An 18,122-nucleotide genomic window follows, 5' to 3' on the forward strand; every position below is an offset into this window, starting at 1 on the left:
GCCCCGAGGGCAGCGGGTACTGTCGGCGGCGATGGACAAGACCCTGATCGTCACCAACGACTTCCCGCCCCGGCCCGGCGGCATCCAGGCGTTCCTGCACAGCATGGCGCTGCGGCTGGATCCGGAGCGGGTCGTCGTCTACGCCTCGACCTGGAAGCGCGGCCGGGAGGGCGCCGAGGCCACCGCGCGCTTCGACGCGGAGCAGCCCTTCACCGTCGTGCGCGACTCCACCACCATGCTGCTGCCGACCCCGCGCACGACGCGCCGCGCGGTCTCGCTCCTGCGCGAACACGGCTGTGCGTCGGTGTGGTTCGGGGCGGCGGCGCCGCTGGGGCTGATGGCCCCCGCCCTGCGCCGGGCGGGGGCGCGGCGGCTGGTGGCGACCACCCACGGCCACGAGGCGGGCTGGGCCCGGCTGCCGGCCGCCCGGCAGTTGCTGCGGCGCATCGGAGAGGGCACCGACACCCTCACCTACCTCGGCGAGTACACCCGCTCCCGGATAGCCGCCGCACTCACCGAGGAGGCGGCGGCGCGGATGGTCCACCTTCCGCCGGGCGTCGACGAGAAGACCTTCCACCCCGGCTCCGGCGGCGACGCCGTACGGGAGCGGCTGGGCCTGGCCGGCCGGCCGGTCGTGGTGTGCGTCTCGCGGCTGGTGCCGCGCAAGGGGCAGGACACCCTCATCCGCGCCATGCCGCGGATCCTGGCCGAGGTGCCCGAGGCGGTGCTGCTGATCGTCGGCGGCGGGCCGTACGGGCAGGCGCTGCGGAAACTGGCGCAGGAGACCGGAGTGGCCGGCTCGGTCCGCTTCACCGGCGCGGTGCCGTGGGAGGAACTGCCCGCCCACTACGGCGCGGGCGACGTCTTCGCCATGCCCTGCCGCACCCGCCGCGGCGGGCTCGACGTGGAGGGGCTGGGCATCGTCTACCTGGAGGCGTCGGCGACCGGGCTGCCGGTCGTCGCCGGCGACTCCGGCGGCGCGCCCGACGCCGTGCTGGACGGGGAGACCGGCTGGGTGGTGCGCGGCGGCGCGCCCGGCGGCGAGGCGGCCGCGGAGACGGCCGACCGCATCGTGAACCTGCTGAAGGATCCCGCGCTGCGCCGCCGGATGGGCGAGCGCGGCCGGGAGTGGGTCGAGGAGCGCTGGCGCTGGGACCTGCTGGCCGAGCGGCTGAGGGAGCTGCTCTAGCCGTACCGCCCGCGCCGCCGCCCGTTTCCCGGGCCCGGCCGGAGCCCGCGTCGGGAAGGGGGGCCCGTACGCCGAACCGCCCCGGTCCGGACGGGGGTTCCGTCCGGACCGGGGCGGCTCGCGTGCGTCCCGGTGCGCCCGCGCTTCCGCGACGCCGTGCGCGGCGGGCGCCGCGTCACGCGTACAGCGCCTCGATCTCCTGCGCGAAGTCCTTGGCGACCACGCCGCGCTTGAGCTTCATGGAGGGCGTCAGATGGCCCGAGTCCTCGGTGAACTGCGTGGCCAGGAGGCGGAACTTGCGCACCGACTCCGCGCGGGAGACGGCCGCGTTGCCGTCGTCCACCGCCCGCTGGACGGCCGCCAGCAGCTCGGGGTCCTCCAGCAGCCGCTCCCTGGACAGGCCGGACTTGCCGTGCTCCTCGGCCCAGCGGGGCAGGAACTCCTCGTCCAGCGTGATCAGCGCGGCGACGAACGGGCGGCCGTCGCCGACCACCATGCACTCGGCGACCAGGGCGTGGGCCCGGATGCGGTCCTCGATGACGGCCGGGGCGACGTTCTTGCCGCCCGCCGTCACCAGGATCTCCTTCTTGCGGCCGGTGATGGTGAGGTAGCCGTCCTCGTCGAGGGTGCCGATGTCGCCGGTGTGGAACCAGCCGTCCGCCATCGCCTCGGCGGTGGCGGCCTCGTTGTTCCAGTAGCCGCTGAACAGGTGCTCGCCGCGCAGCAGCACCTCGCCGTCGTCGCCGATGCGGACCGTCGAGCCCGGCAGCGGCTGCCCGACCGTGCCGACCTTCGGGCGGTCGTAGGGGTTGAAGGCGGTGGGCGCGCAGGACTCGGTGAGGCCGTATCCCTCCAGCACGGTGAAGCCGATGCCGCGGTAGAAGTGCCCCAGCCGCTCGCCCAGCGCCGCGCCCCCGGAGATGGCGTGGGTGGCCCGGCCGCCGAGGACCGCGCGCAGCTTGCCGTAGACGAGCTTGTCGAAGAGTCTGTGGCGCAGCCTCAGGCCCAGCGAGGGGCCGGAAGCGGTGTCCAGCGCGCGGCTGTAGGCGATGGCGGTGTCGGCGGCCCGGTCGAAGATCCTGCCCTTGCCCTCGCCCTGTGCCTTGGCCCGCGCCGAGTTGTAGACCTTCTCGAACACCCGCGGCACGCCCAGGATCAGCGTCGGACGGAAGCCGGCCAGGTCGTCGGTGAGCTGCTTGATGTCGGGGCTCAGCCCGAGCCGGATCGGCGCCATGACGGCCGCGATCTGCACCATGCGGCCGAAGACGTGGGCGACCGGCAGGAAGAGCAGCACCGAGCCCTCGCCGGGGACGAACAGCGGCTTGAGCCGCTCGACCACGTTGCCGCAGTCGGCGAAGAACGCCCGGTGGGACAGGACGCAGCCCTTGGGGCGGCCGGTGGTGCCGGAGGTGTAGACGATGGTGGCCGGGGCGTCGGCGTCGGCGGCGCCGCTGTGCTCGTCCAGGACCGCGTCGGTGACCTGCGACCCGGAGTCGGCCAGCTTCCGCACCGCGCCGTCGTCGACGGTCCACAGGTTCGCCAGCCGGGGCAGCCGGTCGCGCACGGACTCCACCGCGGCGGCGTGCGCGCCGGTCTCCACGACGCAGCCGACCGCGCCGGAGTCGGACAGGATCCACTGGATCTGCTCCGGCGAGCTGGTCTCGTAGATGGGCACGGTCACCGCGCCGGCGCTCCAGACGGCGAAGTCCAGCAGCGTCCACTCGTAGCGGGTGCGCGACATCAGGCCGATCCGGTCACCGGGGCGCACGCCCGCCGCGATCAGGCCCCTGGCGGCGGCCCGCACCTCCGCCAGGAACTCCCGGGCGGTCAGGTCCTCCCAGCCGCCCCCGGCGTCCTTGCGGGCGATGACCGGGAGGTCGGGGTGCTGTGCGGCGTTGCGGTGGATGAGATCGGTCAGATTTCCGTCCGCGGGCACCTCGTACAGGGCCGGAAGGCTGAACTCGCGCAAAACTGATGCTCCTCATCGGCGCCGCCGCGGATCCGCCGGGAAACGGACCTCCGCCGGCTCTGGCCCAAGACAGGGGTCTTGAGGGTGGACGGCCACGGACGTTACCCACCGGTACGGGGCTCGGGATAGGGGGTGGCGCCGAGATGTTCGGTGCGTCACACACCACGGGACTGTCCCCAGCAGGGTAGTCCACGTGCCCGCAGGCCACGAAGGAGACGCAGGTCCAGGGGTTGCGCGCGAGCCCCCCGCGCGCCGGGCCGCGGGATCTAGGGTGGCCTCATGCGAGTCCATGTGGTGAGCGACGTACACGGCAACAGCCGGGACCTGGCCGCGGCCGGCGAGGGCGCGGACGCGCTGGTCTGCCTGGGCGACCTCGTGCTGTTCATCGACTACGCCGACCACACCCGCGGCATCTTCCCCGACCTCTTCGGGGCGGAGAACACCACCCGGTACGTCGAACTGCGCACCGCGCGCCGCTTCGACGAGGCCCGTGAGCTGTCGGCCCGGCTCTGGGCCGGCGTCGACAAGGCGGGGGCGGTGGAGGCGGCCGTACGCCGCCAGTACGCCGAGCTGTTCGCCGCCTTCCCCACCCCCACGTACGCCACCTACGGGAACGTGGACATCCCCGGGCTGTGGCCCGAGTACACCCGCGAGGGCACCACCGTCCTGGACGGGCGGACGGCCGACATCGGCGGCCTGCGCTTCGGCTTCGTCGGCGGCGGACTGCCCAGCCCGATGCGCACGCCCTTCGAGGTCGACGAGGAGACGTACGCGGCCAAGGTCGCGGCCCTGGGCGAGGTCGACGTGCTGTGCTCCCACATCCCGCCCCTGGTGCCCGAGCTGTGCTACGACACCGTCGCCCGCCGCTTCGAGCGCGGCAGCGAGGCCCTGCTGGAGGCCGTCCACGCGGTGCGGCCCCGGTACGCGCTCTTCGGCCACGTCCACCAGCCCCTGGCGCGGCGCACCCGGATCGGCCGGACCGAGTGCGTGAACGTCGGCCACTTCAACGCCACCGGCAGGCCCTGGGTCCTGGAGTGGTGACTGTGCCGGCCGGACTGCCGGCCGGACTGCCGGCCGGACCGCCGATCGGACCGCCGGCCGGGGCGCCGGCGGGATGGGGGCGGGAGCGCGCGGGCGGGCGGGGGCGGGAGGGCCGTCGCGTCCGCGCGCGGTAGCCTTCCCCCGCAGACGGCGGCGGACCACGAGCCGGGCGCAGCAACGCGGAGGAGCCACAGGGATGGCCGAGCACACCAGGTCGAGCATCATCGTCGAGGCGGCACCGGCCGAGGTCATGGAGGTGATCGCCGACTTCGGGCGCTACCCGGAGTGGACCGGTGAGGTCAAGGAGGCCGAGGTGCTCTCCACCGACGACCGCGGCCGGGCCGAGCGGGTACGGCTGCTGCTCGACGCCGGGGCCATCCGGGACGAGCACACCCTCGCCTACGAGTGGATCGGCCCCGAGGAGGTCCGCTGGTCCCTGGTGAGGTCGCAGATGCTGCGCACCCTGGACGGCGTGTACCGCCTGAGGTCCCTCGACGGCGGCAGCCGCACCGAGGTGACCTACCAGCTCACCGTGGACGTGAAGATCCCCATGCTCGGCATGATCAAGCGCAAGGCCGAGAAGGTCATCATCGACCGCGCTCTGGACGGGCTGAAGAAGCGCGTCGAGAGCGGCGCGAAGTCCTGAGCGTGGAGGGCACCCGGGCTCGCACGGTCCTGGTCACCGGCGTCGGCGGCGGCGGCCGCACCACCGTCGCGGCCGCCACCGCGCTGGCGGCCGCCCGGAGCGGCCGCCGTACGCTGCTGCTCAGCGCCGAGGACCCGGCCCTGCTGGGGGCGCTGTTCGGCACGGACGGCCCGATCGGCGCCGACGGCGCGGAAGCACCCCGAGAGGTCGCGCCCGGCCTGCTCCTGTCCCGCGTCGACTCCGGCGCCGACTTCCGGGCCCGCGCCGTCGCACTCCAGGAGCGCGCCCGCTCCGCCCTGGACCTGCTGGGCGCCGAGCCGCTGGACGACGACGAGCTGGCCGAGCCGCCCGGGGCCGAGGCGTTCGCCATGCTGCGCGCCCTGCGCGCCGCGCACGGCCCGGATGCGTACGGTCCGGACGCGCACGGCCCCGTGGCGGAGGCGCCCGCGGGGGAAGGCCCGTACGACCTGGTCGTGGCCGACATGCCGCCGGTCGGACGGACGGTGCGCACCCTGGCGCTGCCCGAGCACACCCGGCGCTGGCTGCGGCGGCTGCTGCCGCCCGAGCGCCAGGCCGCCCGTGCGCTGCGGCCGGTCCTGGCCCAGCTCGCCGGGGTGCCGATGCCCGCCCGCTCGCTCTACGAGGCCGCCGAGCGGCTGGACCGCGAACTCGCCGCCGTGCAGGCGGTGGTCGAATCACCCGGGACCACCGTGCGGCTGGTCCTCGAGCCCGGCCCCGCCGCCGTCCGCGCGCTGCGCGCCGCCCGGGCCGGACTCGCACTGCACGGCCTGGCGCTGGACGCCGTGGTCGCCAACCGGCTGCTGCCCACCGCCTCGCCCGATCCCTGGCTGGCGGGCCTGGCGTCCCGCCAGCAGGGGGCTCTCAAGGAGCTCCTGGGCGACTGCCCGGCCGGTTCGGCGGCCGTGTGCGAGCTGCCGCATCTGGGCCGGGAGCCGCAGGGCCCGGCCGACCTCGGCGAACTGGCGGAGCGGATCCCGCCGCCGGGCCCGACGTCAGGCGCGCCGTCCGACCCGGTGTCCGGGGCGGCCCCGTCCGGGGACCGGGCCGCGGGACCGTGGACGGTGGAGGACCGGCTGGCCGACGAGGGCGTCCTGCTGTGGCGGCTGCCGCTGCCCGGCGCCGTCCGCGAGACGCTGTCCCTGGTGCGCCGCGGCGACGAGGTCGTCGTCACCACCGGGCCGTTCCGCCGGGTGCTGCCGCTGCCCGCCGCGCTGCGCCGCTGCTCGGTGGCCGGCGCCCGGCTTGCCGACGGCGAGCTGACGGTGCGCTTCGAGCCCGAACCCGGGTCGTGGCCCGCGCGGGACTGAGGAACCGGGGAAGCGCGTCCGACGCCCCGGGCGCCGTCGGGCGTTCGGGTAACGTCGAGGGGGAGGGTCCGTCCGTCGGGCGGCCCTCGGCCACACGCCGCGGACCACCGCGGCCACCGTCGCAGCCACCGCCCCAGGAGCCCGCCATGAGCGATGCCACCGAGCGCCCCTCCCCCGCAGACCCCGGTGCCGATTCCGACGCCTGGGCCACCGCCTGCGAGGAGGACCTCGCCGCCGAGCGCGAGCGCCGCCGCGAGCGGTACGGGGCTCCGGTGGGGAGCGCCGCCGAGGAGCTGTTCAAGCTGGCCGAGGCGGTCACGGGGAAGCTCGCCGAACTCGGAGGGCCGCTGGCCGGGCCCGCCGCCCGGGGCGCGGTGCGGCAGTTCGCCCAGTTCGCGGACCGTGCCAGAGCCGCGGTGGAGCCCGTCGTCGAACGCAACCCGAAGGTCTTCGACCACCTCGCCGCCGCGGGCGGCGAGCTGCTGGCCGCCTACCGCGCCGCGGTGACGGACCAGGAGGGGCGCTGGACCCGTGGGGACGCGGGCGGCGGCGCGGAGGACGCGGCGGAGGACCGCGGCGGCCGGGCCGGGCGGGAAGAGGACCGCGGCGCGGCCGGGGCCGAGGGGGAAAAGGGCGAAAAGGACAAGGGTGACGAGGGGGAGGGCCCCGCAGGATCCCAGCGGATCGAGGTCGACTGATCCCCCCTCCGGCTCCCGCCCCGGCCCCAGCCTGGTCGGAACCCCTTCGGGCGCCGTTCGGAGACCGTTCAGGCCTTGTACGGACCGGGTTTGGTTTCGCAGTCGGTCCGTTCAAGCCTCCGCCCTCCGGTACGGTTGTGCACAGCGGGGATCGACCGAGTAACTGAGGGACACATGGGACTCACCATCGGCGTCGACATCGGCGGTACGAAGATCGCGGCCGGCGTGGTCGATGAAGAGGGCGCGATCCTCGAAACCAGCACGGTGCCCACCCCGTCCACCGCCGAGGGCGTCATCGACGCCATCGCGGAGGCGGTCCGCACCGTCAGCACCGGGCACGAGATCGAGGCGGTCGGCATCGGCGCCGCCGGCTACGTCGACGACAAGCGGGCCACCGTCCTGTTCGCCCCCAACATCAAGTGGCGCAGCGAGCCGTTGAAGGACAAGGTCGAGCAGCGCGTCGGCCTCCCGGTCGTCGTCGAGAACGACGCCAACGCCGCGGCCTGGGGCGAGTACCGCTTCGGCGCCGGCCAGGGCCACGACGACGTCGTGTGCATCACGCTCGGCACCGGGCTGGGCGGCGGCATCATCATCGGCGGAAAGCTCCACCGCGGGCGGTTCGGCGTCGCGGCGGAGTTCGGCCACGTCCGGGTCGTCCCCGACGGCCTGCTGTGCGGCTGCGGCAGTCAGGGCTGCTGGGAGCAGTATGCCTCCGGCCGGGCCCTGGTCCGCTACGCCCGCCAGCGTGCCAACGCCACCCCCGAGAACGCGAAGGTCCTGCTCGCCCTCGGCGACGGGACCCCGGAGGGCATCGAGGGCCGGCACATCAGCCAGGCCGCCCGGCAGGGCTGCCCGGTGGCCGTCGACTCCTTCCGCGAGCTGGCCCGCTGGGCCGGCGCCGGGCTGGCCGACCTGGCCTCGCTCTTCGATCCCTCCGCGTTCATCGTCGGCGGCGGCGTCTCGGACGAGGGCGATCTGGTCCTCGAACCGATCCGCAAGTCCTTCCGCCGCTGGCTGGTGGGCAGCCAGTGGCGCCCGCACGCCCAGGTGCTCGCCGCCCAGCTCGGCGGCAGGGCCGGTCTGGTGGGCGCGGCCGACCTGGCCCGCCAGGGCTGACGGCACGGGGACGCGGGTGAGCGAGGCCGCCGGGAGCGGAGACTTCCCCGGACCCGAATCCAGGCCCGGACCCGAGCCGGGGTCCGGGCCGGGGCCCCGGCCCGGGCGCACGGCGCCCGGGGACCTGCCCGCGTCCCGCACCGAGCCCGGCGGCTCGGCCGTGGTCCGGCTGCTGAGCTACAACATCCGCTCCATGCGCGACGACACGGACGCGCTGGCCCGGGTCGTCCGGGCCTGCGCGCCCGACGTCCTCTGCGTCCAGGAGGCGCCCCGCTTCTTCCGCTGGCGCAAGTACGCGGCCCGCCTCGCCCGGGAGACGGGCCTGGTGTACGTCACGGGCGGGGCGACCGCCACCGGGCCGATGATCCTGTCCTCGCTGCGCGCCACGGTGGAGCGCAGCGAGGACGTACTGCTGCCGCGCACCCCCGGCCTGCACCGCCGCGGTCTGGCCACGGCGGTGCTGCGCTTCGGCCCCTCCGCCCGGCTGGCGGTGGTCTGCTGCCACCTCAGCCTGGCCGAGAAGGAGCGGTACGCCCAGGCCGGGATGGTCCTGGACCGCCTGGCGGGCATGGGGGCGGACGCCGCGGTGGTGGCCGGCGACCTCAACGACGAGCCGGACGGCCGGGCCTTCCGCCGCCTGGCCGCCGCCCTCCAGGACGGCTGGGCCACCAGTCCGTGGGGCGGTGAACTCACCTCGACCGCTGCCGAGCCGCGCAAGCGCATCGACGCCGTGCTGGCCACCGGGGCGGTGGAGGTGCTGGGCTGCGGTGTGCCCGCCGGCCTCCCGGGCGTCGCCGACGCGGACCTGAGGGCGGCCACCGACCACCTGCCGGTCCTGGCCGCCCTGCGCGTACCCGCCGTCTAGCGCCGCGGACCGGCGGGACGGCCCGCTCCGGCCCGGCCCGTCAGACCACCGCGCCGCGCCCGGGATCGTCGAGGTCGTCGTCCTCGTCGTCGCGCATCCGCATCACCAGCGCGGCGAAACCGCCCAGGAACCCGCCGATGCCCAGGGTGGCGATCCACCACGTCACCGGCTGCTGGAACAGGATGGTCAGCATCAGCAGCAGCGGGCCGCCCAGGACCGCCAGCCAGGCGAAGCGGCTCGCGGGGTCCCCCTTGGGCAGCGGCGGGGGCTCGGGCGGCACGAAGTGGCCCTCGTCGTCCTCTCCGAGGTCGCCGTCGGAGGGCTCGGCCGGACTCCAGTCGCGCGGCCCGGAACCGGCCGCGTACACGGTGAAGCTGCGTGCCGGGGAGTCGCCGGCCTCCGGACCGGAGCGCTCGCCGCCCTCCTCGCCGGGGCCGGACCCGCCCCGCTCGCCGGACCCGCCGGCCTCCTCGGCCCCGCCCGGCTCGCCCGGTTCGCCGAGCCCGCCGCCCCGCCGCTCCTCGTGCGGAGGGCTCGCGGGCTCCTCCCCGTAGGCGGCCACGATCTGGGCCCAGGCGGCCTCCTCGTCCAGGGGCTCCTGGCCCTCGCCGCGGCCCTGCTCACGCTCCGTCACGTGCCGTCTTCCTCGCTGTGAGCCGGGTGATGAATCCGTAGGAGTCCGCGAAGATCCGCTCCGCGTCGTGGTCCAGGGTGGCCACGTGCAGGCTCCGCTCCAGCACCGTCTCGGTGACGTCGCGCGAGGAGACCCGATCGAGGATCAGCGCCGAGTCCGAGGGGGGCACGACATGGTCCACCCGGCTGTGCAGGAGCAGCAGCGGCCGGGTGACCCGGGGCAGCTCCCCGCGCACCGTCCGCAGCAGTTCGTACAGGGAGTGCGCGGCGTGCAGCGGCACCCGGTCGTAGCCGACCTCCACCGCGCCCTCCTTGGCGATGTCGCCGGTGACGCCCCTGGTGGAGGGGAGCAGATGGCGCAGGACGGGCAGCGCGTACCCCTGGATCCGCGGGAGCGTCGCCGCCGGGTTGACCGCCACGACCCCGCTGACCGCGTCGCCGTGCAGGGCGGCCAGCCGCAGCGCGAGCGCCCCGCCCATCGACAGGCCGCAGACGAAGACCTGCTCGCAGCGTTCGCTCAGCCGCCGCAGTTCGTGGTCGACGGTCGCGTACCAGTCCTGCCAGCCGGTGACCGCCAGGTCCTGCCAGCGCGTGCCGTGGCCGGGCAGCAGCGGCAGCGAGACGGTCAGGTCCCTCTCGGCCAGGTAGCGGGCCCAGGGGCGCATCGACTGCGGGCAGCCGGTGAAACCGTGACACAGCAGGACGCCGACCTCGCCGCCGTCGTGGCGCAGCGGTTCGGCACCGGGGAGCAGGGGCACCGTGGATCTCCGTTCGGTGGTCGACTCGGTGGGGCGCCCGGCACGGGCGGGGATGCTGCCACCCTACGCGTGCGCGCGGTGACCGGGTAGGCCGGACGGTCCGCGCGGGAGCGGAACGGGGGAGCGGAACGGGGGAGGGAGAGCGGCCCCGGCGGGATATGGTCTTACCGGCAGACACAGGAGGTTCCTCGGTTGTTGTACGGCGTCATGAAGCTCTCCCTCGGGAACGGGCTCAGGCTCGCGTTCCGCCCCTGGGTGGAGGGCCTGGAGAACATCCCGGCCAAGGGGCCGGCCATCCTCGCGAGCAACCACCTGTCGTTCTCGGACTCCTTCTTCCTGCCCGCCGTCCTGGACCGCAAGGTCACCTTCATCGCCAAGGCGGAGTACTTCACCACCCCCGGCGTCAAGGGGCGGCTGACGGCGGCGTTCTTCAAGGGCATCGGCCAGCTCCCGGTGGACCGCTCGGGCGGACGGGGCGCGGGCGAGGCCGCGGTCCGCAGCGGCATCCAGGTGCTGGAGCGCGGCGAACTGTTCGGCATCTACCCCGAGGGCACCCGGTCCCCGGACGGCCGCCTCTACCGCGGCAAGCCGGGCGGACTGGCCCGGGTGGCGCTGGCCACCGGCGCGCCGGTCATCCCCATCGCGATGATCGACACCGAGAAGATCCAGCCGCCGGGCAAGGTCGTCCCGAAGCTGATGCGGCCCGGCATCCGGATCGGCAGGCCCCTGGACTTCAGCCGCTACCAGGGCATGGACGGCGACCGCTTCGTCCTGCGGTCGATCACCGACGAGGTCATGTACGAGATCATGAAGCTGTCCGGCCAGGAGTACGTCGACATGTACGCCACGGCGGCCAAGCGGCAGATCGCGGAGCGGGAGAAGGCGGAGAAGGCCGAGCGCGCCGCGCGGCACAGGGCCGGGAAGGCGCGCGGGGGCGAGATGGCCCGGGAGGGCGGAGAGTCCGGGGGAGCCGGGAAGTCCGCCGGGAGCGGCGGGGGCACCGGGAGCGCCGGGGGCGACGACAGAGCGGCCTAGGAGCCGCCGGGGGAGGTACGGGGGCGTGGCGATGGCCGCGGGGATGTCCGTCGAGCAGCCGCTGTGGAGGGCGCTGACGGCCTACCGGGTGCTCACCATGGGGTACGCGCTGGCGCTGTACGCCCACGCGTACGGCGAGTACGTCCATCCGCTGGGCGCGGGCGCCTACCTCGCCGTCCTGGCGGTGTGGACGCTGGCGACCGTCCGCCGGGTCTCCGGCGCCGAGCGGTGCACCCTGCTCTTCCTGGCGGTGGAGCTGGCCGTCGCGCTCGCCGGAATCCTGCTGACACCGGTGGTGGACACCCAGGCGCGCATCGACGCGGGCGGCCCCACCCTGCCGTCGATATGGACGGCCGGCGCGGTGCTCGGCTTCGCGATCAAGAAGGGCTGGCGCTGGGCCGCGGGGGCCTCGCTGCTGGTCGGCGCCGCCAACGTGGCCGCGACGGGCGGCTTCGCGCAGGACACCGTGCACGACGTGCTGCTGGTGTGCATCGCGAGCATCGCCATCGGCTACGTCGTCGAGGTGGCCCGCGCCAGTGAGCGCACCCTGGCCCGCGCGCTGCGGATCGAGGCCGCCACCCGCGAACGGGAGCGCCTGGCCCGGGACATCCACGACAGCGTGCTCCAGGTGCTGGCCATGGTGCAGCGCCGCGGCACCGCCATCGGCGGCGAGGCGGCCGAGCTGGGGCGGCTGGCGGGGGAGCAGGAGGCGGCGCTGCGCACGCTGGTCTCCAGCGGCGTGGTGCCCGAGGTCCCCGCGTCCCGCGCCGCCGGGGACCGGGCCCCGGCCCCCCCGGCCGCCGTACCGCCGCGGGGGAGGGGCAAAGAGCACGGGGAGGACGGGGAGGTCTGCGATGTGCGCGCGCTGCTGTCCGCGTACGCCGGGAGCAGGGTCTCCTTCGCCGAGCCCGGCGCCCCGGTGCCGCTGCCCGCGGCGGCGGCCGGGGAACTGGCGGCGGCGGTCGGCGCGGCCCTGGACAATGTGCGCAGACACGCGCGGGGACCGTCGGGCGAGGAGGCGCAGGCGTGGATCCTGCTGGAGGACGAGCCGGACGCCGTGGTGGTGACCGTCCGGGACGACGGGCCCGGCATCCCGCCGGGGCGCCTGGAGGACGCGGAGGCCGAGGGCCGCATGGGCGTGGCGCTCTCCATCCGCGGGCGCCTGCGCGATCTGGGCGGCAGCGCGGAGCTGCTGTCGGTGCCGGGGCAGGGAACGGAAGTCGAGCTGAGGGTGCCCAAGGATGACCAGCACAACAGGTGAGAGCGGCGCGGGGAGCGGCGGGGCCGTACGGGTGATGGTCGTCGACGACCACCCGATGTGGCGGGACGCGGTCGCCCGGGACCTCGCCGAGGCGGGCTTCGAGGTGGTGGCCACCGCCGGGGACGGGCCCCAGGCGGTGCGCCGGGCCAGGGCCGTCGAGCCGGACGTACTCGTCCTCGACCTCAACCTGCCCGGACTGCCGGGCGTCGAGGTGTGCCGGCAGCTCGTCGGCTCCGGTCCCGGCGGCGGGCCCACCGGCCCCCGGGTACTGGTGCTCTCCGCGAGCGGCGAGCACGCGGACGTGCTGGAGGCGGTGAAGTCCGGGGCGACGGGCTATCTGGTGAAGTCGGCGAGCACACAGGAGCTGCTGGAGGCCGTGCGCCGCACCGCGGAGGGGGACCCGGTCTTCACGCCGGGGCTGGCCGGGCTGGTGCTCGGCGAGTATCGACGGCTGGCCGGCGACCCCGCGCCGCGCAGGCCCGACGAGCCCGGCGCGCCCCGGCTGACCGAGCGGGAGACCGAGGTGCTGCGGCTGGTCGCCAAGGGGCTGTCGTACAAGCAGATCGCCGAGCGGCTGGTCATCTCGCACCGCACCGTGCAGAACCACGTGCAGAACACCCTGGGCAAGCTCCAGCTCCACAACCGGGTGGAGCTGGTGCGCTACGCGATCGAACGCGGCCTGGACGACGCCTGAGCCACCCGCCACCCGCCACCTGCCGCGGTGTTCCGCCGCACCCGCCGCCCGTACCGCCGCTAGCGTGACCGGGGCGGGCGGCCGGTGGTTCCGCCGGATCGGGGGAACCCGCCGAAGGAGGCCGGAAACCGGGAAACCGGGCGGAGAAGGGAGACTCATGCGGGTCGGAGTGCTGACCGGCGGCAGCGACTGCCCCGGACTCAACGCGGTGCTGCGCGCGATCGTCCGCAAGGGGGTGCAGGAGTACGGCGACGAGTTCACCGGGTTCCGCGACGGCTGGCGCGGTGTGCTGCGGGACGAGACCGTGCCGCTCGACATCCGGGCCGTGCGCGGCACCCTGCCGCGCGGCGGCACCATCCTGGGCTCCTCGCGCACCAACCCCCTGGCGGAGGACGACGGGACCGACAGGGTGCTGGGCACCCTCGCCCGCCACCGGCTGGACGCCCTGATCGTGGTCGGCGGGACCGCCACGCTCGGCATCGCGGCCCGGCTCGCCGAGGACCACGGCGTCCCCCTGGTGGGCGTGCCCAAGACCATCGACAACGACATCCCCCTCACCGACTACACCGTCGGTTTCGACACCGCCGTCGGCGTCGCCACCGCGGCCATCGACCGGCTGCACACCACCGCCGAGTCCCACAAGCGGGTGCTGGTGGTGGAGGTGATGGGGCGCAGCGCAGGGTGGATCGCCCTCCACTCGGGCCTGGCGGGCGGAGCCAACTGCATCCTCATCCCCGAGCAGCCCTTCGACGTGGACCGGGTGTGCGGGTGGGTCGAGTCCCGCTTCCGGGCCACCTACGCCCCGATCGTCGTCATCGCCGACAGCGCCCTGCCCGAGTCGGGCGAGATCACCCTGCGCCGCGGCACCACGCCGCTGCCGGGCGCGGACCCCCGCGCCCGGCTCTCCGGGGTGGGCGAGTGGCTGGGCAGGGAGATCGAGCGGCGCACCGGCAAGGAGTCCCGCACCACCGTGCTCGGCCACCTCCAGCGCGGCGGCGCCCCCAGTCCGTTCGACCGCTGGCTGGCCACCCGCTTCGGCCTGCACGCGATCGACGCGGTGCACCAGGGCGACTGGGGGGCGATGACGGCGCTGCGGGGCACCCGGATCACCCGCGTACGGCTGGCGGAGGCGTCCTCCACGCTGAAGACGGTCGATCCCTCGCTGTACCAGGAGGCGGGCGTCTTCTTCGGCTGACCTTCCGTCCGGGGCGCCGCCGGGCGGCCCCGGACGGAAGGCCGGCCCGGCGGGCCCTCAGACCAGGACGGCGGCCAGCAGGTCGGCCGTGATCCGCGCCCCCTCCAGCGTCAGCACCGACTCGGGGTGGAACTGCACCCCGGCGAAGTGCGGCCCGCGCAGCGCGTGGACGTCCCCGCAGGCCGGGTCGCGGCTCAGCTCCACCCCGTCCGCGGCCAGCTCCCGCTCCCGCGCCGCGTCGCAGCGGGCGGTGTAGGAGTTGTAGAAGCCGACGGTCCGCTCGGTGCCGAAAAAGTCGATCCGCTCCTGCGCGCCCTGGTACGGCTCGTCCTTGCGGACCAGCTCCAGACCCAGCGCGGCGGCGATCAGCTCGTGCCCCAGGCAGACCCCCAGCAACCCGTGCCGGTGGCCGTGCAGCAGTTCGGCGGCGAGCGGGCGCAGCACCCGCATCTTCGGGTCGGCGGCGTCGCGCGGATCGCCCGGGCCGGGACCGAGCACCACCGGGCCCGGATGGGCGAGCGCCGCCTCGCGCAGACCCGGCTCGTCGTACCGCCGCACCGCCACCTCCAGCCCGGTGGAGCGCAGCAGATGGGCCAGCATCGCGGTGAAGGAGTCCTCGCCGTCCACCACCAGCGCCCGGCCGCGCACCGGGCCGGTTCCGGTTCCGGGGGAGGGCGTCCGCATCCGCAGCCAGAACGGGGCCAGGTCCGCGCGCCGCGCATCGAGCGCGGCCCGCACCCGCGGGTCGTCCGCCAGGCGCGGCCGTGCGGCCTCCCCGGCCGCGCCCCCGGCTGTGCCCCCGGCCCTCCCGGCCGTCCCCGCCGGTCCGGTCCGCACCCCCAGCGCGGCCAGCACCCCGGCGGCCTTGGCATGGGTCTCGGCGACCTCGCCCGCCGGATCCGAGGCGCGCACCAGCGTGGCGCCCACCGGGACCCGCACCTCGCCGGTGGCCGCGTCGATGTCGGCGGTGCGGATGAGGATGGGGGAGTCCAGCGTCTGGGCGCCGCCGCCGTCCCGGCCGATCAGTGCCAGCGCGCCCGCGTAGTAGCCGCGCCCGCCCTCCTCGTGGCGCCGGATCACCCGGCAGGCGTTCTCCACCGGGCTGCCGGTGACGGTCGCGGCGAACATCGTCTCGCGCAGCACCGCGCGGACGTCCCAGGTGCTGCGGCCGCGCAGCTCGTACTCGGTGTGCGCCAGGTGGGCCATCTCCCGCAGCCGCGGGCCGACCACCACGCCGCCCATGTCGCCGACGGCGCACATCATCTTCAGCTCCTCGTCGACCACCATCGACAGCTCCTCGGTCTCCTTGCGGTCGCCGAGGAACTCCAGCAGGCCCTCCGCGGACGGGCCGCCGGCCGGATAGCGGTAGGTGCCGCTGATCGGGTTCATCACCACCGTCCCGCCGCTCATCCGGACGTGGACCTCGGGGCTGGCCCCCACCAGGGTGCGCTCGCCGGTGTGCACGGCGTACGTCCAGTACGCGCCGCGCTCCCCGGCCAGCAGCCGCCGGAACAGCGCCAGCGCGTCGGCCCGGCCGTAGCCCTCGATCACGCCCCGGTAGGTGCGGCGGACGACGAAGTTGGCGCCCTCGCCGGTGCCGATCTCGTCCTCGACCACCCGGCGCACGATCTCCTCGTACGCGCCGTCGCTCACGTCGAAGCCCCCGCCGGTGACGTGGACCGCGTGGCCGGGCAGCGCGGCCGCCAGCGCGTCCAGGGGCACCTCGTGGATCTCGTCGGGGACGAGCACCGACAGCGGAGTGCCGTCGTCGGCCGCCTCGAAGCCGCGCTCGCGGATCTGCCGGAACGGCACCAGGGCGAGGGCGCCCGGCCCGTCGGCGGGGATGTCGGCCAGCCGCTCCGCCTCGCCGACCGGCCCGAGCAGCACCTCGACGGTGCGCCCGTCCCGGCCGGGGGTGCGGCGCAGCAGCAGGGCGAAGGGCGGGCAGTCGTCGGCCAGCAGGCGCTCCACCAGGGCGCTCGCGGCGCCGGGGGCGCCGGGGGTGTTCGTGCGGTCTCTCACGGCGGGTCGTTCCTTCCTGTCGGGGGAGGGAACGGCCCGCGCGCCGGCTGCCGGCGAAAACGGTGAAGGCCGCCCCCTCGGGCGGCCTTCGCGTCGTACGGATCAGTGCGCGCGTCGGCGGGCCGCCGGAGAGGCGGGCCACCACCAGGCTGCGGCCGTCACGGCCGGCACTGTCGTCTGCGCGGACATGCCCCGCACTCTATCCCCGCCCGGCCCGTCCCCGCAGACTCCGTCTCACCCATCGGTCAGGCACGGGAAGGGGCGGACCCCACCCCGTAATCTGGACGCGTGACCGTGAACGCCAAACCCGACGCCGGTGCCCGCACCTGGCGAGACCTACCCGCGGCGCAGCAGCCCGACTGGCCGGACTCCGAGGCTCTGCGCGATGTGATCGCCGAGCTCGAGTCCTATCCGCCGCTCGTCTTCGCCGGCGAGTGCGACCAGTTGCGCGCCCGCCTGGCGTCCGTCGCCAAGGGCGAGGCGTTCCTGCTCCAGGGAGGCGACTGCGCCGAGGCCTTCGACGCCGTCTCCGCCGAGCAGATCAGGAACAAGCTCAAGACGCTGCTCCAGATGGGGGCCGTGCTCACCTACGCCGGGTCCGTCCCGGTGGTGAAGGTGGGGCGGATCGCCGGGCAGTACAGCAAGCCGCGCTCGAAGCCGACCGAGACCCGCGACGGGGTGACCCTGCCCTCCTACCGGGGCGACTCGGTCAACGGCTTCGAGTTCACCCCCGAGGCCCGCACCCCGGACCCGCAGCGGCTCAAGCGGATGTACCACGCCTCCTCGGCGACGCTGAACCTGGTGCGCGCCTTCACCACCGGCGGCTACGCCGACCTGCGCCAGGTGCACGCCTGGAACCAGGACTTCGTGAAGAACTCCCCCTCCGGCCAGCGCTACGAGGCGCTGGCCCGGGAGATCGACCGGGCGCTGAACTTCATGAACGCCTGCGGGGTGGACCCGGAGGAGTTCAAGACGGTGGAGTTCTACGCCTCGCACGAGGCGCTGATCCTCGACTACGAGTCCGCGCTGACCCGGGTGGACTCCCGCACGGGGAACCTGTACGATGTCTCCGGCCACATGGTGTGGATCGGCGAGCGGACCCGCCAGCTGGACGGCGCGCACATCGAGTTCGCCTCCCGCATCCGCAACCCGGTCGGGGTCAAGCTCGGGCCCGCCACCACGCCCGAGGACGCCCTGACGCTGATCGACCGGCTGGACCCGGACCGCGAGCCGGGCCGGCTGACCTTCATCACCCGGATGGGGGCCGACAAGATCCGCGACAGGCTCCCCACCCTGGTGGAGAAGGTCACGGCCTCCGGCGCGCAGCCGGTGTGGGTGTGCGACCCGATGCACGGCAACACCTTCGAGGCGGCCAGCGGGCACAAGACGCGGCGCTTCGACGACGTGCTGGACGAGGTCAAGGGCTTCTTCGAGGTCCACAAGAGCCTGGGCACCCATCCGGGCGGCATCCATGTGGAGCTGACCGGCGACGATGTCACCGAGTGCGTGGGCGGCGGCGACGAGATCTTCGTCGACGACCTGCACCAGCGCTACGAGACCGCCTGCGACCCGCGGCTGAACCGCAGCCAGTCGCTGGACCTGGCGTTCCTGGTGGCGGAGATGTACCGCGACCAGTGAGCGGCGGGCACCGGGCGCACAGGTAGGCACCAAC

Annotated in this window: 16 protein-coding genes; 12 read left to right on the forward strand and 4 right to left on the reverse strand. The window is 75.0% G+C overall.

The genetic code is table 11. The features are described from left to right. Positions 1-31 precede the first annotated feature (31 nt). A complete protein-coding gene (locus QPK52_RS20225) occupies positions 32-1,189 on the forward strand; it encodes a glycosyltransferase family 4 protein (protein WP_410538874.1) in 1,158 nt (385 codons plus the stop codon). Positions 1,190-1,364: 175 nt separating this feature from the next. On the opposite strand, the gene QPK52_RS20230 is transcribed toward QPK52_RS20225, so the two are convergent. Next, a complete protein-coding gene (locus tag QPK52_RS20230; RefSeq protein WP_410538875.1) occupies positions 1,365-3,158 on the reverse strand; it encodes an AMP-dependent synthetase/ligase in 1,794 nt (597 codons plus the stop codon). Positions 3,159-3,437: 279 nt separating this feature from the next. Between QPK52_RS20230 and QPK52_RS20235 the strand changes: the two genes are divergently transcribed. The 6 genes from QPK52_RS20235 to QPK52_RS20260 all read left to right on the forward strand — a co-directional run bounded on the left by QPK52_RS20235 (position 3,438) and on the right by QPK52_RS20260 (position 8,852). After that, positions 3,438-4,199 carry a metallophosphoesterase family protein gene (locus tag QPK52_RS20235; RefSeq protein WP_410538876.1) on the forward strand — a complete coding sequence of 254 codons (762 nt, stop codon included), beginning with the start codon at positions 3,438-3,440 and terminating at the stop codon, positions 4,197-4,199. A gap of 196 nt (positions 4,200-4,395) precedes the next feature. Further along, positions 4,396-4,845, forward strand: a complete 450-nt coding sequence (locus tag QPK52_RS20240; RefSeq protein WP_093655150.1) for an SRPBCC family protein — start codon at positions 4,396-4,398, stop codon at positions 4,843-4,845. Between the two features lie 2 nt (positions 4,846-4,847). Further along, positions 4,848-6,173: an ArsA family ATPase gene (locus QPK52_RS20245; RefSeq protein ID WP_410538877.1), complete on the forward strand. Its 1,326-nt coding sequence runs from the start codon at positions 4,848-4,850 to the stop codon at positions 6,171-6,173. 146 nt (positions 6,174-6,319) lie between these two features. After that, positions 6,320-6,871: a DUF5304 family protein gene (locus QPK52_RS20250; RefSeq protein WP_410538878.1), complete on the forward strand. Its 552-nt coding sequence runs from the start codon at positions 6,320-6,322 to the stop codon at positions 6,869-6,871. A 174-nt stretch (positions 6,872-7,045) separates the two neighbouring features. Continuing rightward, positions 7,046-7,987 carry an ROK family glucokinase gene (locus QPK52_RS20255; protein WP_410538879.1) on the forward strand — a complete coding sequence of 314 codons (942 nt, stop codon included), beginning with the start codon at positions 7,046-7,048 and terminating at the stop codon, positions 7,985-7,987. 124 nt (positions 7,988-8,111) lie between these two features. Next, the gene (locus QPK52_RS20260) at positions 8,112-8,852 is read left to right on the forward strand and encodes an endonuclease/exonuclease/phosphatase family protein (protein ID WP_410540408.1); all 741 of its coding nucleotides are present in this window, start codon (positions 8,112-8,114) and stop codon (positions 8,850-8,852) included. Positions 8,853-8,892: 40 nt separating this feature from the next. Here the strand turns inward: QPK52_RS20260 and QPK52_RS20265 are convergent, their stop codons facing one another. After that, entirely contained in the window at positions 8,893-9,486 is a 594-nt protein-coding gene (locus QPK52_RS20265; protein ID WP_410538880.1) for a hypothetical protein, read from the reverse strand. Continuing rightward, complete coding sequence (locus tag QPK52_RS20270) at positions 9,473-10,243, reverse strand: alpha/beta hydrolase (RefSeq protein WP_410538881.1); 771 nt, start codon at positions 10,241-10,243, stop codon at positions 9,473-9,475. The genes QPK52_RS20265 and QPK52_RS20270 overlap by 14 nt, the downstream gene beginning before the upstream one ends. Before the next feature lie 207 nt (positions 10,244-10,450). Here QPK52_RS20270 and QPK52_RS20275 point away from each other — a divergent pair, with 207 nt between their 5' ends. The 4 genes from QPK52_RS20275 (at position 10,451) to QPK52_RS20290 (ending at position 14,428) form a co-directional block, all read left to right on the forward strand. After that, on the forward strand, positions 10,451-11,278 hold the full coding sequence (locus QPK52_RS20275) for a lysophospholipid acyltransferase family protein (protein WP_410538882.1): 828 nt from the start codon (positions 10,451-10,453) through the stop codon (positions 11,276-11,278). Positions 11,279-11,309: 31 nt separating this feature from the next. Then, positions 11,310-12,539 (forward strand): MacS family sensor histidine kinase, encoded by a 1,230-nt coding sequence (gene macS, locus QPK52_RS20280; RefSeq protein WP_410540409.1) that lies wholly within the window; start codon positions 11,310-11,312, stop codon positions 12,537-12,539. Continuing rightward, positions 12,520-13,233 (forward strand): response regulator, encoded by a 714-nt coding sequence (locus QPK52_RS20285; protein ID WP_410538883.1) that lies wholly within the window; start codon positions 12,520-12,522, stop codon positions 13,231-13,233. Before macS ends, QPK52_RS20285 begins: the two co-directional genes overlap by 20 nt. 157 nt (positions 13,234-13,390) lie before the next feature. Beyond that, positions 13,391-14,428: a 6-phosphofructokinase gene (locus QPK52_RS20290; RefSeq protein ID WP_410538884.1), complete on the forward strand. Its 1,038-nt coding sequence runs from the start codon at positions 13,391-13,393 to the stop codon at positions 14,426-14,428. 57 nt (positions 14,429-14,485) lie between these two features. Here QPK52_RS20290 and QPK52_RS20295 read toward each other — a convergent pair whose 3' ends face one another. Continuing rightward, the gene (locus tag QPK52_RS20295; protein WP_410538885.1) at positions 14,486-16,450 is read right to left on the reverse strand and encodes an anthranilate synthase family protein; all 1,965 of its coding nucleotides are present in this window, start codon (positions 16,448-16,450) and stop codon (positions 14,486-14,488) included. Between the two features lie 288 nt (positions 16,451-16,738). On the opposite strand from QPK52_RS20295, the gene QPK52_RS20300 reads away from it, so the two are divergent. Further along, a complete protein-coding gene (locus tag QPK52_RS20300) occupies positions 16,739-18,088 on the forward strand; it encodes a class II 3-deoxy-7-phosphoheptulonate synthase (RefSeq protein ID WP_410538886.1) in 1,350 nt (449 codons plus the stop codon). The last annotated feature ends 34 nt before the right edge of the window (positions 18,089-18,122 follow it).

The organism is Streptomyces sp. KL2 (assembly GCF_046529545.1).
GTDB lineage: Bacteria > Actinomycetota > Actinomycetes > Streptomycetales > Streptomycetaceae > Streptomyces > Streptomyces radiopugnans.